The following is a 13,998-nucleotide window of genomic DNA, read 5'->3' as shown; positions in this document are numbered from 1 at the left end:
CGCGGGGCGCAGCGACCTAGGGCCGCCACACATAGCGCACGTCCGGCTCCCGCTCCTCGTTCCGGGTGCCGTCCGTCCACTGAACGGCCGAGAAACCGTGCCGCTCGTAGAAGCGGCGCGCGGGCGGGTTGACCTGGAACGTCCACAACGACAGCCCGCCCGTCCGCCGCTCCTTGGCCAGCGCGACGAACCGGTTCCCGATGCCTTGCCCGCGCCGCTCGGGGGCGAGGTACAGCTGCCACAGCTCCTCGCCCTCCAGCACCATCACCCCGACCACCGCGCCCCCGGCCTCCTCCGCCACCCACGCCTCGTGCCGCTCCACCACCACGTGCCGGAAGTACGCACGGACCTCGGCGTCGGAGTGCGGCCGGACCATGCTCGGCAGCGCGGCGGCGAAGGAGCGCAGCCAGACGTCGGCCGCCGCACGCGCGTCGGCGGTGGAGGCGCGCCGCAGGACGACCGCCTCGGCTCCCGCGCCCCGGTTCACGGACGGCCGCCGTCCGGCACGGCAGCGGTCGCGGTGATCTCCACCAGCTGCCCCGGATACCCGAGACAGGCCACCCCGAGCAGCGTCGAGGAGTGCGGACCCGCGCTGAGCCCGGACGCCTCGACGACGTCCCAGACGGCGGACAGCGCGGCGGTCTCCGTGCTCACGACGTACACGTCGGTCGACAGCACGTGCTCCAGGCCGCTCCCGACGGCGCGCAACTGCTCGGTGAGGTTCGCGATCACCTGCCCGGCCTGGCGTACGGGATCCCCCTCACCGACCAGCTTCCCCTCCGCGTCCAGCGGAACGGAGCCCGCGAGGAAGGCGAGCCTGGTGCCGGCCTCGACGACGGAGGCGTGGGAGTAGACGGGCGGCGGGAAGAGACCGGGCACGGTGACACGCTGGATCACGTGGACTCCTGGAAGACGACGGGCGGACAACCTCCCGATCGTCCGTTCTCCGCCCGCGCCACGCACCCGAATTTCACTCGCACCCCGCACCCCGGCCGCCTAGGCTCCCGGAACCGGCCACGCCCCCTCACGCCAGGAGCCCGCCCCAAGTGCCCACGCCCCACCCCACCGACCAGGCCTTCCTCGACACCACCGCCGACCGGCTCGCCGCCCTGCCCGGGGTCCGCGCGGTGACCCTCGGCGGCTCCCGGGCCCAGGGAACGCACGGACCGGACAGCGACTGGGACCTCGCGGTCTACTACCGGGGCGCCTTCGACCCGGACGACCTCCGGGCCGTGGGCTGGGAGGGCGAGGTCTCGGAGATCGGCGCGTGGGGCGGCGGCGTGTTCAACGGCGGTGCCTGGCTGACGATCGACGAGCGCCGGGTCGACGTGCACTACCGCGACCTCGACGCGGTCGGACACGAGATGACGGAGGCCCGGGCAGGCCGCTTCGGCGTCGAACCGCTCATGTTCCACCTGGCGGGCATCCCCACGTACCTCGTGGTGGCCGAACTGGCGGTCAACAAGGTGCTGCGCGGCGGCCTGCCCCGCCCCGCCTACCCGCAGGCCCTGCGCATCACGGCCCCCGACCGGTGGTACGGCGCCGCCACCGCCACCCTCGCCTACGCCAAGGCCGGCCACGCCCCCAGGGGCGCCCTCACCCAGGTCGCCGGCGCCCTCGCCCTGGCCACGACCCAGACCGCACACGCGGTGCTGGCGGCACGCGGGGAGTGGGTGACGAACGAGAAGGGGATGGTCGCGCGGGCCGGGCTGGGCGGGATGGACGCGCTGGTGGCGGCCCTGAGGCCGGAGCCACTGGCCTTGGAGCGGTCGGTGACGCGGGCGGAGGCGCTGCTGCGCGAGGCCGTGGAAGCGGGCTGACGCCCACACCGGTCCGCGGCCGGCCCACGACCGGCACAAGCACCCGCAACCGCGTCACCGGGGCGGGATCGGCTGGGTCAGGTTGACGGGGTTGCCGTCGGGGTCCTGGATGTGGGCGACGCGCTGTCCCCACGGCATGTCGTTGGGGCCGCCGTCGACCGAGCCGCCCAGCGCCGTCACCCGGCCGAGCGTCTCGTCGACGTCGTCGACAGCGATGCTGAGCAGGATCCGCGGTGGTACTCCGGTCCCCGGATTCGCCTTGGTCACCAGTCCGAGATCGGTGTCGCCGATGCGCAGGCCGAGGTAGAAGACCGGCCCCTCCTCCGGCACCCGGAAGATCCTCTCGGCGCCGAACAAGCGCGTGTAGAAGTCGAGCAGGACGTCATGGTCGGCGGTGAGGATCACCGGCTGGATGGTGGACATGGCACTCCTGTCGAAGAACGGTCGTGTCGCTGGGCAGACCGTTCGAGCGCGGTGAACTCATCGGCGTACCGCCCCGCCGAACGATCCACGGCCCGGACCGCCGCCCGCCGGGTCACCGCCCGCCGGAGCGGACCGCACGCCCCGGTTGTCTGCGAGGGCGTGTGCGCCGACCGGGGCGACTCGTCACATCGCCGAAACCCGCCCGTTTCCCGCCCCTCATGAGCCGGCCGTACGCTGGACGGCACGCCCGACATCCGGCCGGCGTCGCCCGGAGGCACTCTCGCCCACCGGACGACAGGAGCCCGCACCCCGTGTCCCGCACCACCCGCCGCGCTGCCCTCCCGCTCCCACCCTGGCTCGGTCACGCCCTGAACGCCCAGCGCGGCCCCGTGCCCTGGAACGCGGTGGTCCGGGGTGCCCTGGCCGGCGGGCCGTTGCTGATCGTGGCCCTGGCCGCCGGGCGGGCCTCCCTCGGGGTCGTCGCCGCGATCGCCGCGATGCTGGCCGGCATCAACGACCGGCCGGGCAGTCGCCGTGCCTCCGTGCGCCGGATCGGCGTACCCGCGCTCGCGGGGGCGTTCGGGCTGCTCGTCGGGACGTACACCGGGCAGCACCTCGGAGCCGTGGCGCTGACCCTGGTGCTGACCGGGCTCGGGCTGGTCGCCGGTGGTGTCAGTGCCGTCGGGCCGGTGGCGTCGGCGACCGGGACGCAGTTGCTGGTCGGCAGTGCCGTGGGTGCCGGAATGCCGCTGCCCGAACCCGGCCGGCAGTGCGTGCTCGCCTTCCTCGCCGGGGCCGGATGGCTGCTCCTGCTGCGGCTGGTCCTGCCCACGCCCACCTCCCTCACCGGCGCCCTGCGTCTCGACTTCCGTTTCGACGGGGAACGGGCGGCCGTCGCCGACGTCTACGAGGCCGTCGCCGGGCTGCTCGGCGCGGTCGGCACGGGGGATGCCGTGGCCCGGCGGGCCGCGCTCACCGCAGCCCTCGACCACGCGCAGGACGCGCTCGCCGGGCCCCGGCTGCGGCGCCGTGCCTCCACCACGGCCGAACGGCGGCTGCACGCCCAGTACGCCGCCGCGCTGCCCCTCGGCGAGGCCGCGACCGCGCTGGCCTGGGCGGAGCACGCCGTGCCCGCACGGGCCGCCGAAGGGCCCCGGCGGCTCGCGGCCGCCGTCCGCGCCAACACCCACGCCGGGCCGCTGCCCGCGCCCAGCCGGACCGATCCCGCCCTGCGCGCCCTGGACGACGCCCTGCTGCACGCGGCGGAGGCCTTCGACCAGGGCGGGGGCCCGGACCTGCACACGCGCAGGCGGTCGGCCCGCTCCCTCGCGCGCGCCGTGCTCGGCGCCGGCGGCCGGGAGTACGGAATGCGGGCCGGGCTGTGCTTCGGGGCAAGCGCCGCCGTCGCCCAAGCGCTGCACCACGGCCACTGGTACGGCTCCCACCAGCACTGGTACTGGCTGCCCGCCACCGCCGTCTTCCTCGTCAAGCCCGACCTCGGCCCGCTCGCGTCCCGGGTGCTGTGCCGGGCGGCCGGAACGGTGCTCGGCGCGCTGCTGTTCGCCGGGTTCGCGGCCGTACTGCCCCGGCCACAGGGGCTCGTCGTCCTGGTCGCCGTCTGCGGTGCCCTGGTGCCGGTCGCCGCGCGGCACTTCGCCGCCCAGACGACCGTCGTCACCGTCCTCGTCCTCGCCCTGGTGATGGTCGGCGGCGAACCGCCGGCCTCCGCGGGGCGTATCGGGGAGACGCTGCTGGCCTGCGCGATCGTGCTGGTGGTCGGGCACCTGCCGGTACCGGGGCAGCGGGGCGCCGGTCTCCGGGCGGGCCTCGACGCCGCCGAGGCCGCCGCGCACGCCTACCTCACGCACGTACTGAGCGAGTCCGACGACCGCGCCACCCGGTGGACGCTGCGCCGTGAGGCCTACCGCACGCTTGCCGAGGCCCGCGCCGCCATCGCCCGCGCCGCCGCCGAACTGCCCGCTCTCGCCCGGCACTCCGAGGGCACCGACGAGGTCGCCGCGGTGCTCGAACGGCTCGTCGACACCACCACCGCGTGCGCCGTGCACCTCGACGACACCGGGCGGCTCACACCCCGCCACACCGAACGGCTCGCCGCGCTGCGGGACGAACTCGCAGAGCGGCGCGGGCGCGTGGGGCGGCACCGTACGTCGGCGTGACGACGCCTTCTCCGCCCGGGCCCGCCGAGCCCGCCCGACCCGCCGGCCCACGCACGGCGCGTGTCCAGGAGTACGGCACCTGAAAGACCCGTTCGGACACCGTTCAGTGACCTGTTGAAAAGAATCCTGCCGGGCAGCGATGAGTTCCGCTCCGTCCGTCGGTCACCACCCGGACGGCCCGAGGGCTTCGGACCGTCGGCCGTCGGACCGAAGCACGACGCATGTCGCACAGGAGGCTGGAGCCATGTCGCTGCCCGAGATCGTCACCCGCGCGGACTGGCGCGCGGCGCGCGAGGCCTTACTGGTGAAGGAGGAGGCGGCCATCCGCGCGCGTGACGCCCTCAACGCCGAGCGGCGCGGGCTGCCCATGGTGGAGGTCGACAAGGAGTACGTCTTCGAGGGCGGCGACGGCAAGGCCACGCTGCTCGACCTCTTCGAGGGCCGGGACCAGCTCGTCGTCCACCACTTCATGTTCGCGCCCGAGTGGGAGGCCGGCTGTCGCGGCTGCTCGGCGTTCCTGGACCAGGTCGGGCACCTCGCGCACCTCAGGGCGCGCGGTACGTCGTTCGCGGCCGTCTCCCGGGCGCCGTATCCGAGGATCCTGCCGTTCAAGGCGCGGATGGGCTGGACCCTGCCCTGGTACTCGTCGTACGTCAGCGACTTCAACACCGACTTCGAGGCGACCCTGGAGCAGGAGGGCGAGCCGGTCGAGCGGCCGGGGCTCAGCTGCTTCCTGCGGGACCGCGAACGGGTCTTCCACACCTACTCCACGTACGGGCGAGGCCTGGACGGGCTCGGTTCGACCACCAGCCTCCTCGACCTGACGGCGCTCGGCCGACGGGAGCCGTGGGAGGAACCAGAGGGGCGCGCGGCGGCTCTCGGTGCGCCTGTGGGCAGTGGGAGAGTCCGATACCACGACGAGTACGAGGACTGAGACGCTCCGTAGCGGAAACGGCCGGACGGCCGAGGCGCCGCTCACACTTTGCGGTGAACGGGTGTCAACTATGTCTCAGTACCATCACCGTGCGAGGCGTTCGCTCCATGGTTGGCGTTTAACTCTACGAGTACAGCGCTACATGGAGGTGCGGAGTGAACGGGCGAACGGTGCTCGAACGCTTTCCCGCCGGCGGGCCGCGGGGATCCTGGCCGGCGGAGGAGTTCGCACAGGCGCGGCGTCTGGAAGGCCTGGCCGCCGAGGTCGTCATGGACCTCGCCTCGGACATGTTCCTGGTCGTCGTGCGCCGTGGCGACGCCGCGGGTGACGCCGCCGCCTGACACGCGGCCGCCCGGCGTCCAAGCACTCACAGCGCCTGCCCGCTCACAGCACTTACGCGCTCACCGTCCGCGACCAGGTGGGCGTCGTGTTCGTCAGCCGGCACAGGGCCAGGTACAGCGGGATGGGCGGCGTGTAGGGGACCGTGCCGTCCGAGCGGTGCAGGAGGCCGGGGACGCCCGCGGCGCCGGGGACCACCGCACCGGTGGCGTAGCGCGCGGGCGCCGGCCACTCCAGGGCGTAGTCGGAGTCGGACGGAACGATCCACCACCAGTGCGTCTCATCGGCGTAGACGCACCCCACCCGCGGCAGCCGGGGCAGTACCTGCTGGGCGAGGAGGGCGGGTACCGCCACGGCGTCGCAGCCCAGCGGTGCCGTCATGCCGTCCGGCACGGGCAGCCGCACGGGTGTCCCGGCGGTGCGTCGTCCGCGCTGGAGGCGGACCACGGTGTCCAGGCCGAGCGGTCGGATGCCGGACGCAGCCCTCATACCCATTCGGTCCCCGTTCCGCGGCGTGTCTTCGGGCTCTCCCGGCGGCGGGACTCCGCCTCGCCCTCGTCTCCCGGGGTGTCCGCGGGGCCGGGCTTCGGCCGGGCGCCCCAGCCCAGGTCGTTGTGGGGCTCCGCGGGGCCGGCCGGTCCGTCGGCCTTGCGCGGCAGCTCGGCCCAGACCAGCAGTCCGGGACCGTGCTCGTGGGCGCCCCAGGCGTCGCACAGGGCGTCGACGAGGAGCAGGCCCCTGCCGTGTTCGTCCTCGGGCTGCTGATCGGCCGAGGGGTGGGGCTGGCCGGGGGCACAGCCCTCGTCGCGCACGGCTATGCGGACCAGGTCGTCGGCGTCGTGCAGCTCGCACACTATGTGTCTGCTCGCCGTGTGCACGATCGCGTTGGTCACCAGTTCGGAGACCACCAGGGCCGCGGTGTCGCAGGTGTCCTCGCACACCGCCCAGCCGCTCAGCCGGGCCCGGGTCAGGCGTCTTGCCTGTGAGGGAGAGCCCGGATGGGCGGCCAGCTCGAAACGGAACCGGCGCTCGGCGGTGGTGGCTCCCGAGGAGCCGGCTCCCATGGCGGCACCGAGGCCCAGGGAGCCCACGGTGGCGTCTGTTCCTAAGGGCGCGGACGGAATCACGCTTGCCACTATCGCCCCGCCGTGAACACTTGGCAAGTGTCACTCTGAAAAATGCAGAGTGCTGTGTGACGTTCTGGACGGGCGTGGCACACTGCTCGCAACAGCACGTCGAGCGGCGCCACTTCAGGTCGTCCGAAACGCCTCTCCGGCTTTCGAACGGACCTTCGAATGGCGCCGCCGGGCTGTCCGCACCAGGACACGCCGGATCTCGCCGTGGCTGTCCGTACGACGGAACTCCGTACAACGGAACAGGGACGCAAGGACTCTCAGGGACTCTTCAGGAGGTGGGCGGTGAGCGAGCCGCGGTCCGCGCCGACGGTCGGCCAGGTCGTACTCGGCCGGCGCCTGCTGGACCTGCGGGAACGTGCCGGTCTCAAGCGCGAGGAAGCCGCCCGCATCCTGCGCGTCGCCCCCGCCACGGTGCGCCGCATGGAGATGGCCGAGGTCGCCCTCAAGATCCCGTACCTCCAGCTCCTGCTGAAGGCCTACGGGGTCGGCGACGAGGAGGCCGACGCGTTCGTCCGGCTGGCCGAGGACGCCAACAAGCCGGGATGGTGGCAGCGCTTCCACGACATCCTCCCCGGCTGGTTCTCGCTGTACGTCAGCCTTGAGGGCGCGGCCTCCCTGATCCGCTCCTACGAGCCCCACTTCGTCCCCGGAGTGCTGCAGACCGAGGACTACGCGCGCGGGGTGCTGCGCTCCGGGGCCGTCGGACAGACCCGGCCGGACGACATCGAGCGCCACGTCGACCTGCGCATGCAACGCCAGGAACTGCTCACCCGTAACGACGCACCCCGGCTGTGGGTCGTGATGGACGAAACCGCGCTGCGCCGCCCCGTCGGGGGGCCGGAGGTGATGCGGGCCCAGATCGACCGGCTGCTCGAGGCCGCGAAGCTGCCCAACGTGACGCTGCAGGTCGCCCCGTTCGCGAGCGGGCCGCACCCCGGTACGTACGGGCCCTTCGTGCTGTTCCGATTCGCCATGCCGGAACTCCCGGACATGGTCTACAGCGAGTACCTGACCGGCGCCGTCTACCTCGACGCGCGTGCCGAGGTGGCGACCCACCTCGAGGTCATGGACCGCATGGCGGCGCAGGCCGCCACGGCACATCGCACGAAGGAGATCCTCCGGGATCTCCGCAAGGAGCTGTGAATGAACCGCATCAAACCCCAGCGCCCGCCACTGACCCGCGGTGAGCGGATCTACAACGGCATGCCCGCCCGTGAACTGGGCAGCGAGGGCTGGCACAAGCCGTGGAGCGGCGGCAACGGAGGCAACTGCCTGGAGGCGATGAAGCTCGCCGACGGCCGGATCGCGGTACGTCAGTCCACCGACCCGGACGGGCCGGCGCTCATCTACACCACGGCCGAGATGACGGCCTTCATCGAGGGCGCGAAGGCGGGAGAGGCGGACTTCCTGCTGTCCTGAACCCCGCGTTCGCTGATTGTTGTTTCTAAGCTGTTTGGCACTGAACCGAGTCGATCACCCACCGCGACGAGAACCCACCACCTGGAGTGAAAGGCCCGATGGCCGGGGGGCCACGGCACACGGCACACGAGAGCTCGCGTGAGGAGTTCCTCGCCGGGCCGGGCCGGCCCGGCCGAACCCGGCGTCGGGGTGCACCCGTGGCATCCCGACCTCGGCGACCCGGTGGCCGCCCCGGAAAACGATGTCGTCCCCCGGTAGGGGCGGTGGCCCGCGAGCCGTGCCCCGCGTGCGGCGGCGGCCGGGCGCGGGGTGACGGCACGGCGCCGTCGTGCCCCCCCCCACCGACTCAGGCGAGGGCCAGCACGTACGCCACCGCCGCGGCGGCCGAGGCACCCGCACGGACGTGGTTCCAGGCCGTCCACTCGCGCACGTACCCGGGCCAGCGGGCGGCCGCCTCCGCGGAGCCCGGCTCCATCCGGAGCAGCGCGGTGTTGCGCGGCACGTTGGCGGCCGCCGTGACCCCGAAGGAGCCCACCAGGTAAAGCGCGCTGCCGAGCAGCAGCTCGACCGCCGCGCCGTCGGGCCACAGCACGATCGTCACCACGGCGATCACCGCGGCCAGCACCGTCGTCCCGAGGAACAGGGACATGAAGGCCGGCCGTACCGCGGCCGTGTTGATCGCGTTCATCGCGGCGACGCCCTGGGCCGGCGGCAGCGCGGCCAGCCCCCGCATGACGAAGGTGGAGAAGGCGCAGAAGACACCGGCCATCACACCGGTCCCGAGTACGCCCAGCACCGTCAGCACGAAGTACGGTCCGTCGATCATGTCAGTCCACTCCCACCCGTCGAGCAGCCGTCGTCCCGGTGGCCGCCCGCCCTGTGGCACCGGCCGCCGATCACCCCAAGTCAACCTCCGCGACGGCTCGGTGACCATGGCCGAGCGCCGCGGGGCCATGTGCGGGCGTCCAGGCGGCCGGGCCGGCGACCGCCCGCACGACCGACGCGACGGGCGGCGCGCGGGGTGACGCATCATGGGCGGGTGCGACTGGAAGCGATCACCTGGGACCGGCTCGGCGACCGGCTTGCCGAGCGACTGCTCGACCTGGAGCCGGCCGACGGCAGTGCCTGGACGCGCGTCGCCCTGGACGGCGCCCCGGCCGCCCGCCCCGGCGACCTCGCCGACCGCATCGGTGAGGCGCTGCGCGTCCGCGGGCGCCCCTCGCTCGTCGTGGGAACGGAGGGCTTCCTGCGGCCCGCCTCACTCCGTCTGGAGTACGGGCACCAGGACGTCGAGTCCTACTACAGCGGCTGGTACGACATCGGCGCCCTGTGGCGCGAGGTCTTCGACCCCCTCGGCCCCGGCGGAGACGGGCGGCTCCTGCCCGACCTGTGGGACCCCGTCACCGACCGCGCCACCCGCAGCCCCCGCTCCCGGCTTCCCGCCGGCGGCGTGCTGCTGCTCCACGGTCCCTTTCTGCTGCGCCACTGGTTCCCCCTGGACCTGAGCGTCCATCTCGTCCTCACCCCCGGCGCGCTGCGCCGCCGCACTCCCGAGTCCGAGCACTGGACCCTGCCCGCCTTCGAGCGCTACGAGGAGGATGCCGACCCGTCCGGCACCGCCGACGTCCTGGTGCGCGCCGACGATCCACGCCGTCCCGCCTGGAACGGCTGACCCGGAGGGCCGCCGGCGCCGGAGCGTCGCCCCCTTCGGGCAAGCGGGACAACTGGGATGATCGCAGCATGACGCGAACCGACGGATACCTCCTCGACAACGGTCAGTCCGAGGCTGCGGAGCGCTTCGACGCCTTCGCCACGCTCTTCGACCCCACCACGTTCCGGCACCTCCAGGCGCTCGGCGTCGGCCCGGGGTGGCGCTGCTGGGAGGTCGGGGCAGGCGGCACCTCCGTGGTGTCGTGGCTGGCCAAGCGGGTGGGGCCGACCGGCAGGGTCCTCGCGACGGACATCGACACCTCACGGGTCGCCCCGGCCGGCCGGCCGCCGGTCGAGGTGCGGGTGCACGACGCCGGCGCGGAGGAACCGCCGGGGGACGGCTTCGACCTCGTGCACGCGCGGCTCGTACTCGTCCACGTCCCCGACCGGGAGCGGGCGTTGCGGTCCATGATCAGGGCTTTGCGGCCCGGCGGCCGGCTCCTGGTCGAGGACGCGGACCCGGCGCTCCAGCCGCTGCTCTGCCCCGACGAGCACGGTCCCGAGCAGCAGCTGGCGAACAGGCTCCGGCACGGCTTCCGCCAACTGCTGTCCCAGCGCGGCGCCGACCTGTCCTACGGCCGCCGGCTGCCCCGGCTGCTGCGGGAGGCGGGCCTGCACCGGGTGGAGGCCGACGCCTACTTCCCGGTCACCTCGCCCGCGTGCGCCGCCCTGGAGTCGGCGACCGTACGACAGATCCGCGACCAGCTGGTCTCCGCCGGGGTGGCCTCCCACGACGACATCGACCGCCACCTCGCGAACGTCGCGGCCGGCGACATGGACCTCGCGACGGCGCCGATGATCTCGGCGTGGGGCCGCAAGGGGTGACCGCGGCTACCCGGCGGCCGCCCGTCCGGGGGGTCTCCCGCCCACCTCTTCGACTGCCTGTGCGCCTGCCTGGCACCCGGTGGCTGCCGCCTTCTCGGGCTCCGCGCCGCTGAGCAGTGCGGCGAGGAACGCGCCGGTGAAGGCGTCCCCCGCGCCTGTGCTGTCCCGCGGCGACGGCGGCTACCCGGCGGTCACTCGCCGGCCGCCCGTTCGGGGTGGTCTCCCGCCCACCTCTTCGACTGCCTGTGCGCCTGCCTGGCACCCGGTGGCCGCTGCCTTCTCGGGCTCCGCGCCGCTGAGCAGTGCGGCGAGGAACGCGCCGGTGAAGGCGTCCCCCGCGCCCGTGCTGTCCCGCGGCGACGCGGTGACGGCGGCCACCCGTGCGCTCACGGAGCCGGACCGGGCCACCAGCGCCCCGTCCGCCCCCTGCTTGGCGACCACCAGCGGAACGTGCCGGCTGAGCTTCGCGGCCGCGTCCGCCGCGTCGGGCAGGCCGGTGAGCAGACACGCCTCGCCACGGCTGGGCAGCAGCACGTCCACGCCCTCGACCAGGCCGAGGAAACGGCCCACGCCCAGCTCGGTGAGGAACCCGGCCGACGCCGGGTCCAGGCTGACGGGCACCCCGCGCGCGCGTGCCGCCGTCAGGGCGAGCGACACCAGGGCGCGGCCGGGCTCCGAGAAGAGGAGATAGCCGGACAGGTGCAGCCGGCCCACGCCGTGGAGCAGCGTGTCCGACCAGTCGTCCGGCCCGATCAGCAACGACGCACCGCTGTCCGTCAGGAACGTCCGCTCGGCCGAGTCGTCGCTGTCGACCAGGCAGATCACCGTCCCCGTGGGCGCCACCGCGTCGACGACGAGAAGCGGACGCACCCCGCACGCCGCCAGCTCCCGCTCGTGCCACGCGGACGCGTCGGTGCCCACCCGGCCCAGCAGCCGTACGTCCCCGCACCCCGCGTACGCGGCCCAGCAGGCCACGTTGGCGCCCGCCCCGCCGGGCAGCCGCCGGATCGAGGCGGCGGTGTCGGTGCCGGCGGCCAGCGGCCCCCGGTGCCGGGCGACGACGTCCGTGACCACGTCCCCGACGACCAGCAGCGCACCGCCCGGTGTCGCGCTCATGCCCCGGTCCAGGCCGCCGCGATCCGGGCCGCCAGCCGCACATTGCCCCGCACCGCCGCCAGGTTGGCGCTCAGCGAGGCGCCGTCGGTGAGCCGTACCAGGCGTTCGAGGAGGAACGGCGTGACCGCCTGGCCCGTGATGCCCTCCGCCTCGCACGCGTGCAGCGCGTCGGCGAGCACACGCGCGTGGAGCGCGGGATCGAGCTGCTCCTCCTCGGGCACGGGGTTGGCGACCACGAGCGCGGACCGCGGCCCGTCCAGCGCGTCCTGCGCCCGCATGACCGCCGCCACCTGCTCCGGGTCGTCCAGCGTCCAGTCCACCGGGTGTCCCGAGTCGGACAGGTAGAAGCCGGGGAAGCGGTCCGTCCCGTAGCCGGCCACCGCGACCCCCAGCGTCTCCAGCCGTTGCAGGGTCGCCGGCACGTCCAGGATGGACTTCACGCCCGCGCAGACCACCGTGATCCGGGTACGGGCCAGCAGGCCCAGGTCGGCCGACTCGTCCTGCGTCACCGTCCACTCCCGGTGGACCCCGCCCAGCCCGCCCGTCGCGAACACCCGCACGCCCGCGAGTGCCGCCAGCAGGGCGGTCGCCGACACGGTCGTCGCCCCGCTCGCCCCGGAGGCCACCGCGAGCGGCAGGTCCCGGTGCCCCAGCTTGCGGATGCCGTCCTCGTTGGCGATCCGCTCCAGCTGCTCCTTGTCCAGGCCGACCTGCGGCCGTCCGTCCAGCACGGCGATCGTCGCCGGTACGGCGCCCTCCCGCCGCACCGCCTCCTCCAGCTCCCGGGCCACCAGCAGATTGCGCGGGCGCGGCAGGCCGTGCGCGATGATCGTGGACTCCAGGGCCACCACGGGACGGCGCGCGCCGATCGCCTCCCGTACCTCTTCCGACACCATCAGCTTCACGCGCCTGCCTCCTGTCCGACGGTCTCCCTCAGCTCCGGTCCTCCTCATCCCTGGCGGGCGGGGGGCCCGGCCAAACCCCGCCGGTGCGCGGACAAAACCGTTGCGGCCCTCGTGACGGGGCACGAGCCTGGGGCCATGACAGACAACACGACCCGTCTCGACCACGTCGTCCTGTGGGTGCGCGACCCGGTCGCCGCGGCCGGCTTCTACGAGAAGAACCTGGGCTTCGAGCCCCTGCGGGTCACCGAGTACGCCGAGGGGACCGTGAGCTTTCCCTCCGTGCGGATCGACGACCTGACCATCCTCGACCTGGCACCGCACTCCATGGCGCCCCGCATGCGCGTGCTGCCGGGAGCCGACGCCAGTGCCGGGCATCCCGTCAACCACATCTGCGTATCCCTGTCCCCCCAAGCCTTCGACGCACTGCGCACCCGCCTGGAGGAGCAGTCCGTCCCGGTCTCGGATCTCTCCTACGACTCCTACGGCGCCCGTGGCCCGGCCAGGCGGAGCTTCTACTTCGGCGACCCGGACGGCAACATCATCGAGGCCCGGCACTACGAGTAGCCGCCCGGGGCTCGCCCGGCCGGGCCGGCGCCGCCCGTCAGAACAACGGCTCGGGCAGCACGCCCTCCAGTGCGAGCAGCCGCCGCTTGGTGTCCACGCCGCCCCCGAACCCGCCGATGCCGCCGTCGCTCTCCACGACCCGGTGGCACGGCACGACCACCGGCAACGGATTGGCCCCCATGGCCATGCCCACCGCCTGCGCGGCGCCCGGCCGGCCCACCCGGCAGGCGAGGTCGCCGTAACCGACGACCTCGCCGTAGGGAACGCCGGAGGCCAGCTCGCGCAGCACCCGCCGGTTGAAGCCCGAGATCAGCGACCAGTCCAGCGGCAGGTCGAAGTCGTGCCCTCGCCCCGCGAAGTACGCCTCCACCTGACGTATCGCCTCGGTCAGCAGCGGGGAACCGGGCGCCTCGACGGGCTCCGTGCCCAGCCGGGCCGCGAGCCTTTCGAGCGCCCGGTCCCGCGCGGCGCCGGTGGCGTGGAACACGACGTTGACCAGGCCGTCGCGGGTGGCGGCCAGCAGCAGCGGACCGATGTCGGTGCCGACGACGGTCCACACGACCTGCTGCCCGTACTGCCCATGGCTGTCCATGCGCCCACGGTACGGCCCGCCGCTGACAACGCCCGCCG

At 74.0% G+C, this 13,998-nt stretch carries 18 protein-coding genes and 1 pseudogene; 9 read left to right on the top strand and 10 right to left on the bottom strand.

All coding sequences use genetic code 11. From position 1 onward, the window contains the following. Positions 1-16: 16 nt before the first annotated feature. Together ACIQFU_RS21330 and ACIQFU_RS21325 are read right to left on the bottom strand one after the other, a co-directional pair. Positions 17-487, bottom strand: a complete 471-nt coding sequence (locus tag ACIQFU_RS21330) for a GNAT family N-acetyltransferase (protein ID WP_402553518.1) — start codon at positions 485-487, stop codon at positions 17-19. After that, entirely contained in the window at positions 484-897 is a 414-nt protein-coding gene (locus ACIQFU_RS21325) for a RidA family protein (RefSeq protein WP_402553516.1), read from the bottom strand. The genes ACIQFU_RS21330 and ACIQFU_RS21325 overlap by 4 nt, the downstream gene beginning before the upstream one ends. 149 nt (positions 898-1,046) lie before the next feature. Here ACIQFU_RS21325 and ACIQFU_RS21320 point away from each other — a divergent pair, with 149 nt between their 5' ends. Further along, positions 1,047-1,820: a nucleotidyltransferase family protein gene (locus ACIQFU_RS21320; protein WP_402553514.1), complete on the top strand. Its 774-nt coding sequence runs from the start codon at positions 1,047-1,049 to the stop codon at positions 1,818-1,820. A gap of 54 nt (positions 1,821-1,874) precedes the next feature. On the opposite strand, the gene ACIQFU_RS21315 is transcribed toward ACIQFU_RS21320, so the two are convergent. After that, the gene (locus tag ACIQFU_RS21315; RefSeq protein ID WP_402553513.1) at positions 1,875-2,243 is read right to left on the bottom strand and encodes a VOC family protein; all 369 of its coding nucleotides are present in this window, start codon (positions 2,241-2,243) and stop codon (positions 1,875-1,877) included. Positions 2,244-2,554: 311 nt separating this feature from the next. Between ACIQFU_RS21315 and ACIQFU_RS21310 the strand changes: the two genes are divergently transcribed. The 3 genes from ACIQFU_RS21310 to ACIQFU_RS21300 all read left to right on the top strand — a co-directional run bounded on the left by ACIQFU_RS21310 (position 2,555) and on the right by ACIQFU_RS21300 (position 5,695). Beyond that, positions 2,555-4,420, top strand: coding sequence for an FUSC family protein (locus ACIQFU_RS21310; RefSeq protein ID WP_402553511.1), 1,866 nt, complete (start codon positions 2,555-2,557; stop codon positions 4,418-4,420). A 244-nt stretch (positions 4,421-4,664) separates the two neighbouring features. Beyond that, complete coding sequence (locus ACIQFU_RS21305) at positions 4,665-5,354, top strand: DUF899 domain-containing protein (RefSeq protein ID WP_402553509.1); 690 nt, start codon at positions 4,665-4,667, stop codon at positions 5,352-5,354. A gap of 155 nt (positions 5,355-5,509) precedes the next feature. Next, entirely contained in the window at positions 5,510-5,695 is a 186-nt protein-coding gene (locus tag ACIQFU_RS21300; protein WP_402553507.1) for a hypothetical protein, read from the top strand. Positions 5,696-5,747: 52 nt separating this feature from the next. On the opposite strand, the gene ACIQFU_RS21295 is transcribed toward ACIQFU_RS21300, so the two are convergent. Together ACIQFU_RS21295 and ACIQFU_RS21290 are read right to left on the bottom strand one after the other, a co-directional pair. Then, positions 5,748-6,188, bottom strand: coding sequence for a hypothetical protein (locus ACIQFU_RS21295; RefSeq protein WP_402553506.1), 441 nt, complete (start codon positions 6,186-6,188; stop codon positions 5,748-5,750). Then, positions 6,179-6,829: an ATP-binding protein gene (locus ACIQFU_RS21290; protein ID WP_402553504.1), complete on the bottom strand. Its 651-nt coding sequence runs from the start codon at positions 6,827-6,829 to the stop codon at positions 6,179-6,181. The genes ACIQFU_RS21295 and ACIQFU_RS21290 overlap by 10 nt, the downstream gene beginning before the upstream one ends. Positions 6,830-7,111: 282 nt before the next feature. Here ACIQFU_RS21290 and ACIQFU_RS21285 point away from each other — a divergent pair, with 282 nt between their 5' ends. Further along, positions 7,112-7,972 carry a helix-turn-helix transcriptional regulator gene (locus ACIQFU_RS21285; RefSeq protein WP_402553503.1) on the top strand — a complete coding sequence of 287 codons (861 nt, stop codon included), beginning with the start codon at positions 7,112-7,114 and terminating at the stop codon, positions 7,970-7,972. Then, on the top strand, positions 7,973-8,248 hold the full coding sequence (locus ACIQFU_RS21280; protein WP_402553501.1) for a DUF397 domain-containing protein: 276 nt from the start codon (positions 7,973-7,975) through the stop codon (positions 8,246-8,248). It abuts the gene before it with no gap. A gap of 346 nt (positions 8,249-8,594) precedes the next feature. Here ACIQFU_RS21280 and ACIQFU_RS21275 read toward each other — a convergent pair whose 3' ends face one another. After that, positions 8,595-9,074: a DUF1772 domain-containing protein gene (locus tag ACIQFU_RS21275; protein WP_402553500.1), complete on the bottom strand. Its 480-nt coding sequence runs from the start codon at positions 9,072-9,074 to the stop codon at positions 8,595-8,597. 213 nt (positions 9,075-9,287) lie between these two features. On the opposite strand from ACIQFU_RS21275, the gene ACIQFU_RS21270 reads away from it, so the two are divergent. Continuing rightward, entirely contained in the window at positions 9,288-9,920 is a 633-nt protein-coding gene (locus ACIQFU_RS21270) for a uridine kinase (RefSeq protein ID WP_402553498.1), read from the top strand. Between the two features lie 68 nt (positions 9,921-9,988). Further along, complete coding sequence (locus tag ACIQFU_RS21265) at positions 9,989-10,783, top strand: methyltransferase domain-containing protein (protein ID WP_402553497.1); 795 nt, start codon at positions 9,989-9,991, stop codon at positions 10,781-10,783. A 6-nt stretch (positions 10,784-10,789) separates the two neighbouring features. Here the strand turns inward: ACIQFU_RS21265 and ACIQFU_RS21260 are convergent. The 3 genes and pseudogenes from ACIQFU_RS21260 to ACIQFU_RS21250 form a co-directional block, all read right to left on the bottom strand. Further along, a pseudogene (locus tag ACIQFU_RS21260) lies at positions 10,790-10,942 on the bottom strand (PfkB family carbohydrate kinase); the annotation flags it as partial. A 21-nt stretch (positions 10,943-10,963) separates the two neighbouring features. After that, positions 10,964-11,899, bottom strand: a complete 936-nt coding sequence (locus ACIQFU_RS21255; RefSeq protein WP_402553495.1) for a carbohydrate kinase family protein — start codon at positions 11,897-11,899, stop codon at positions 10,964-10,966. Further along, positions 11,896-12,804 (bottom strand): pseudouridine-5'-phosphate glycosidase, encoded by a 909-nt coding sequence (locus tag ACIQFU_RS21250; RefSeq protein ID WP_402553493.1) that lies wholly within the window; start codon positions 12,802-12,804, stop codon positions 11,896-11,898. The genes ACIQFU_RS21255 and ACIQFU_RS21250 overlap by 4 nt, the downstream gene beginning before the upstream one ends. A gap of 135 nt (positions 12,805-12,939) precedes the next feature. Between ACIQFU_RS21250 and ACIQFU_RS21245 the strand changes: the two genes are divergently transcribed. Then, positions 12,940-13,368, top strand: coding sequence for a VOC family protein (locus ACIQFU_RS21245; RefSeq protein ID WP_402553491.1), 429 nt, complete (start codon positions 12,940-12,942; stop codon positions 13,366-13,368). A 37-nt stretch (positions 13,369-13,405) separates the two neighbouring features. On the opposite strand, the gene ACIQFU_RS21240 is transcribed toward ACIQFU_RS21245, so the two are convergent. After that, entirely contained in the window at positions 13,406-13,960 is a 555-nt protein-coding gene (locus tag ACIQFU_RS21240) for a methylated-DNA--[protein]-cysteine S-methyltransferase (RefSeq protein WP_402553490.1), read from the bottom strand. Positions 13,961-13,998 lie beyond the last annotated feature (38 nt).

Origin of the sequence: Streptomyces sp. NPDC093065 (assembly GCF_044754585.1) — a bacterium.
GTDB lineage: Bacteria > Actinomycetota > Actinomycetes > Streptomycetales > Streptomycetaceae > Streptomyces.
The sequence above is the reverse complement of the archived record's forward strand: the minus strand, read 5'-3'. Positions and strand labels throughout refer to the sequence as shown.